Raw genomic sequence first — 4,227 nt, 5'->3', positions numbered from 1 at the left:
GGGTGACACTGACACCGCAACACATTGTCGCCGAAGTGAATTCGGACGGCGTCGTACTGAATCGCATCTGGGATGGTGCCGCCAGAGTGGCACCGGCGCAGTCTCTCGTGACCGTCATGCTTCGCGATGCCGATACGGCCCTTCTACCCCAACYGGAAGCGCAGTTCGACGTGACGGCCGTCGGAGACTGCTTGGCACCCCGCCGGGTGGACGAGGCGATCTACGAAGGCGAAATGGCCGGCCGCGCTGTCTGAACAAGCACCACACACACTGAACGAAAGAAGCAAACACCATGACTCATAGCTGGCAGATCGGTGATGTGAAAATCACCCAGATAAACGAAATCGCGGTCGAGGTCGGTGAGCTCGACGGACTGATCGCAGAGGCAACGCCGGATGCGGTCAAGGCCGTTCCGTGGCTGTACCCCGACTACGCCAACGAACACGGGCAGACACTCTGGAGCGTACACTCGTTCGTCGTCGACACCGGGTCGTCTGTCGTGCTCGTCGACACCGCGTGCGGCAATCACAAGGATCTACCGCTGATCCCGGCCTGGGGTGGCCTGGACACCCCCTATCTGGATCGACTGGCGGATGCCGGCTACAAGCCCGAACAGATCGACTACGTCGCCATCACACATCTGCACCTCGATCACGTGGGATGGAACACCGTGCTCGACGGTGACCGATGGGTGCCGACATTCCCGAACGCCCGGTACACCTTCGTTCAGGACGAGTTCGAGTACCACAAGGGACTCACCGAGGGCGGCGACGTCTCCGACGACCTCGGGCATGCCGTCACGTACAACGGAGCGGATCCGGACATCCACCGGCAGACGCGTCTCGTGTTCGCGCAGTCGATTCAACCGTGTGTCGAGGCGGGCCTCGTCGATCTCGTTCCGGTCAACCACACCATCTGCGAGGGCGTGCGGTATACATCCACGCCTGGCCATACCAAATCCCATCACAGTCTCACCATCGAATCGAAGGGTGAGACCGGGTTCATCACTGGTGATTTCGTGCATCACCCGATTCAGGCCGCCCATCCCACGTGGAGTTCGCGAGGTGACTGGGACCGTGAGCTGTCCTCCGCTCGGCGTCAGGAGTTCCTCGCGTCGGTTGCAGACAGTGATGTTCTTGTGTTCGGCACGCACTTCGCCGGGAACAGCGTCGGTCGTATCGTGAGCGACGGCAACGCCTACCAATTCGTTACTGCTTGAGCCGAGCACTTCTACAACACCACCGGCGAACACACTGCCGGCATAACGACAGCTTCAGGAGCATTGATGTCGAAGAACGAAATTCCCTACTACTGGTCGAGCATCGACTGGCGTCAGCTCACCGAGGACTACCCGCCGCCGCCCCTGTTCAACTCCGTCATGTCGGCACGGTCCGACGACGAGATGCGACAGATTCAGGAATCACGCTTTCTCGCACGGGTGGCCGACGCTTGGGCGGTCCCGTTTTATCGCGAGCGGTGGTCGGACTCCGGTTTGAAGCCGGGAGACATACGAGGCCTGGACGACCTCGAGAAGATCCCTACGTTTACCAGTGAGGACATCAAGCACTCGATCGAGGAGCACCCGCCGTTCGGAAACCATCAGAACTTCGCACTGGACGCGATGCGAACACCGCTGAAGATTCAATCCAGTGGTGGCACCTCAGGGCTGCCGCGGCCGACACTGTTCGATCCCGTAGCGTGGGAAGTGCAGGCAATTCAATTCGCCCGAGCTTTCGTTGCGCAGGGGGCCGAGGTCGGGGACATTCTACAGATCACCCTCACCAACAGTTTGGCCAACACCGCGTGGTGTTCGTCGACCGCCGCCATGCACTGGTGTGGCATGGTCCCCTTGACCACCGGTTCGGGTGCCGTCACCAGTTCGGCAAGGCAACTGGAGCTGGCGCGCTCCTGGGGAACAAGTGGTTGGGTCGCCTTCGGCGAGTACCTCAAAATTCTGGCGCAAGAGGCTGATCGATCTGGCATCGACCTCAAGAAGGATCTGTCCACGCGATTCATTCATACCTATCTCGGGGTGGATACAGAAGGACACCTGCGCGACTTGCTCGAAGATGCATGGGGTGTTCCGGTCTACGACAACTACGGAACCCATGAAGTCGGCCTCATCGGATACGAATGTGCTGCAAAAGATGGGTTGCACGTCAACGACGACACCGCCATCGTCGAGATCGCCGACAGCGAGACCGGACGCATCCTCGGCCCAGGGCACGATGGCGACATCGTGGTCACAAGCCTGCATCGCTCGGTTCCACCCATCATCAGATACGACCTCAAAGACCGTATGCGTAGTTCCGAGCGCGCAGCGTGCGCGTGCGGTGCCCGGACGACCAAACTGTCCGGGTTTTTGGGCCGGCTCGACGAAATGGTGAAACTGAGAGCGACAAGCGTGTATCCGCGGTCAGCACAGGACGTCGTCCAGGGCGACGCGCGATCGACGGGCGAGTTCCTGTGCGTGGTGGAGAACGTCGGCGAGGGTCTCGGTTCCCGTGAACGAATGACCGTGTTGATCGAGCAGGCGAACGACGAAGACACAGCACCTCTCCAGGAAGACATGAAGCATCGTCTCAAGTCGACCTTCGGTGTCTCGGTCGAGGTGACGATCGTCCCTGCTGGATCCCTCGCTCCTCAGACTGGGCTGGGAGGAGAGGGGAAGGTCAAGCGTCTTCTCGACCGCCGTGGTGAGGCTCCCTCACCCGTCTGAGCGCTCCCAATAGTTGGTCAATAGACCGGTCCCGGCTCCAGGTGTCGACAGCGGTAGCCAAACCTCGAGAGTCGACGAAACTTTCAGCAGAGTCGGTCGGTACGGCGTAAGCCGTCGAAATTCGGGTCGAGGCTGACTTCGAAGAGGGAAGTGAAATGCACGAACAAGAGGCGGCCGACAACCTAGGCGCCTTCGCGGAAATGTTTCGCCTCGACGATCGAGTTGCGATCGTCACTGGGGCGTCAGCAGGTTTAGGCGTATCGCTGTCCACGGCCATGGCCCGCGCCGGAGCCCACGTAATCGTGGCATCGCGCARGGTCGACCGCTTGGAGGCAACCGCGCAGGCGGTACGCGGGTACGGGCGCGAGGCCCTGGTACAGAACGCCGACGTGGCCGATCCTCGACAGTGCGTAGATCTGGTCGAGGCGGCGATGGCACGGTTCGGTCGTGTGGACATCCTCGTCAACAATGCCGGTATGGCGAGCGCAGTCCCGGCTACGCGGGAAAGCCCCGATGCCTTCCGGGCGGTTGTAGATGTCAATCTCGGAGGTAGCTATTGGATGGCCCAAGCCTGCGCCGAAGTGATGACGCAGGGGAGCWCGATCATCAACATCTCGAGTGTTCTCGGCTTCACTACTGCCGCACTGCCCCAGGCGGCCTATACCGCAAGCAAGGCCGGCCTCGTTGGACTCACTCGTGACCTCGCGTCGCAGTGGGGCAGAAAGCCGGGAATCAGAGTAAACGCGATTGCGCCGGGCTTCTTCGAGACCGAAATGACGGAGTCGTACTCCCCAGAGTATGTGACCGATTCGCTCGAGCCCCGGTTCTTGTTGGGAAGAGCGGGCAAGCCCGAGGAACTCGCCGCAACCGCGGTCTGGCTCGCATCGCCCGCAGCGGGGTACGTCACCGGCCAGACCATTTTGGTCGACGGCGGGATGTCGACGACGTGAGAGTTCAGCCTGCTCCGCCGTTGTCAGGACCCACCGAAACAACTCCGCGGGGAAACCGCTGAGCTGCAACAGCTCCCCGCGGAGACGTCGAGCTGCAACAGCTGCTGCGAAGGCTGATGGCCAACGTCGTTGTAGTTCGAACCATGACAGTATCCTCGTCGCCAGAAACTGATCCCCAGCCGCGGTACGTGACAGTCAACGCCGGACGAATCCACGCATGCGAGAATATAACTCGCGTGTGGGACTCGTCCGGCGTTTCAATACTGCAGCTGCCCTGCCCAAACCGGCGTGTAGATCCGGACACGGGCAGGGCACCTCGCCAGATCTGGGCGTCTGTGACCATTGACACATCCATGCGCTGGAACTAGGTTACTAACCAGTGGGTCGATATTACGACTCAAGAGTCGGATTCAATGTCCGGTGAGTCGCACACAAAAAGATATCCGGTGCCACCGGTCAGCTCGCGTATTCGACAGTGCCTGTACTGCAATTGGTTTCGATAGAACACGGGCACCGAGCGGTTCTTCGATACACATCACGCGTACGGCACGCATAGAT

Annotated in this window: 3 protein-coding genes and 1 pseudogene; all 4 read left to right on the top strand. The window is 60.6% G+C overall.

What is annotated here, in order from left to right; translation table 11 throughout:
- A pseudogene (locus tag AC1DWT_RS49865) lies at positions 1-254 on the top strand (hypothetical protein); the annotation flags it as partial.
- Between the two features lie 38 nt (positions 255-292).
- Complete coding sequence (locus tag AC1DWT_RS49860) at positions 293-1,219, top strand: MBL fold metallo-hydrolase (RefSeq protein WP_095870069.1); 927 nt, start codon at positions 293-295, stop codon at positions 1,217-1,219.
- A gap of 66 nt (positions 1,220-1,285) precedes the next feature.
- Positions 1,286-2,719 (top strand): phenylacetate--CoA ligase family protein, encoded by a 1,434-nt coding sequence (locus AC1DWT_RS49855; RefSeq protein WP_061696914.1) that lies wholly within the window; start codon positions 1,286-1,288, stop codon positions 2,717-2,719.
- Positions 2,720-2,874: 155 nt separating this feature from the next.
- Positions 2,875-3,669 carry an SDR family NAD(P)-dependent oxidoreductase gene (locus tag AC1DWT_RS49850; RefSeq protein ID WP_477926131.1) on the top strand — a complete coding sequence of 265 codons (795 nt, stop codon included), beginning with the start codon at positions 2,875-2,877 and terminating at the stop codon, positions 3,667-3,669.
- The last annotated feature ends 558 nt before the right edge of the window (positions 3,670-4,227 follow it).

This window comes from Rhodococcus sp. P4_B6, from assembly GCF_056402215.1.
The sequence above is the reverse complement of the archived record's forward strand: the minus strand, read 5'-3'. Positions and strand labels throughout refer to the sequence as shown.

Excerpts from the sequence above, each read along its gene's own strand:
- AC1DWT_RS49855 (WP_061696914.1), top strand. The coding sequence starts at position 1,286 with ATGTCGAAGAACGAAATTCCCTACTACTGGTCGAGCATCGACTGGCGT.
- AC1DWT_RS49860 (WP_095870069.1), top strand. The coding sequence starts at position 293 with ATGACTCATAGCTGGCAGATCGGTGATGTGAAAATCACCCAGATAAAC.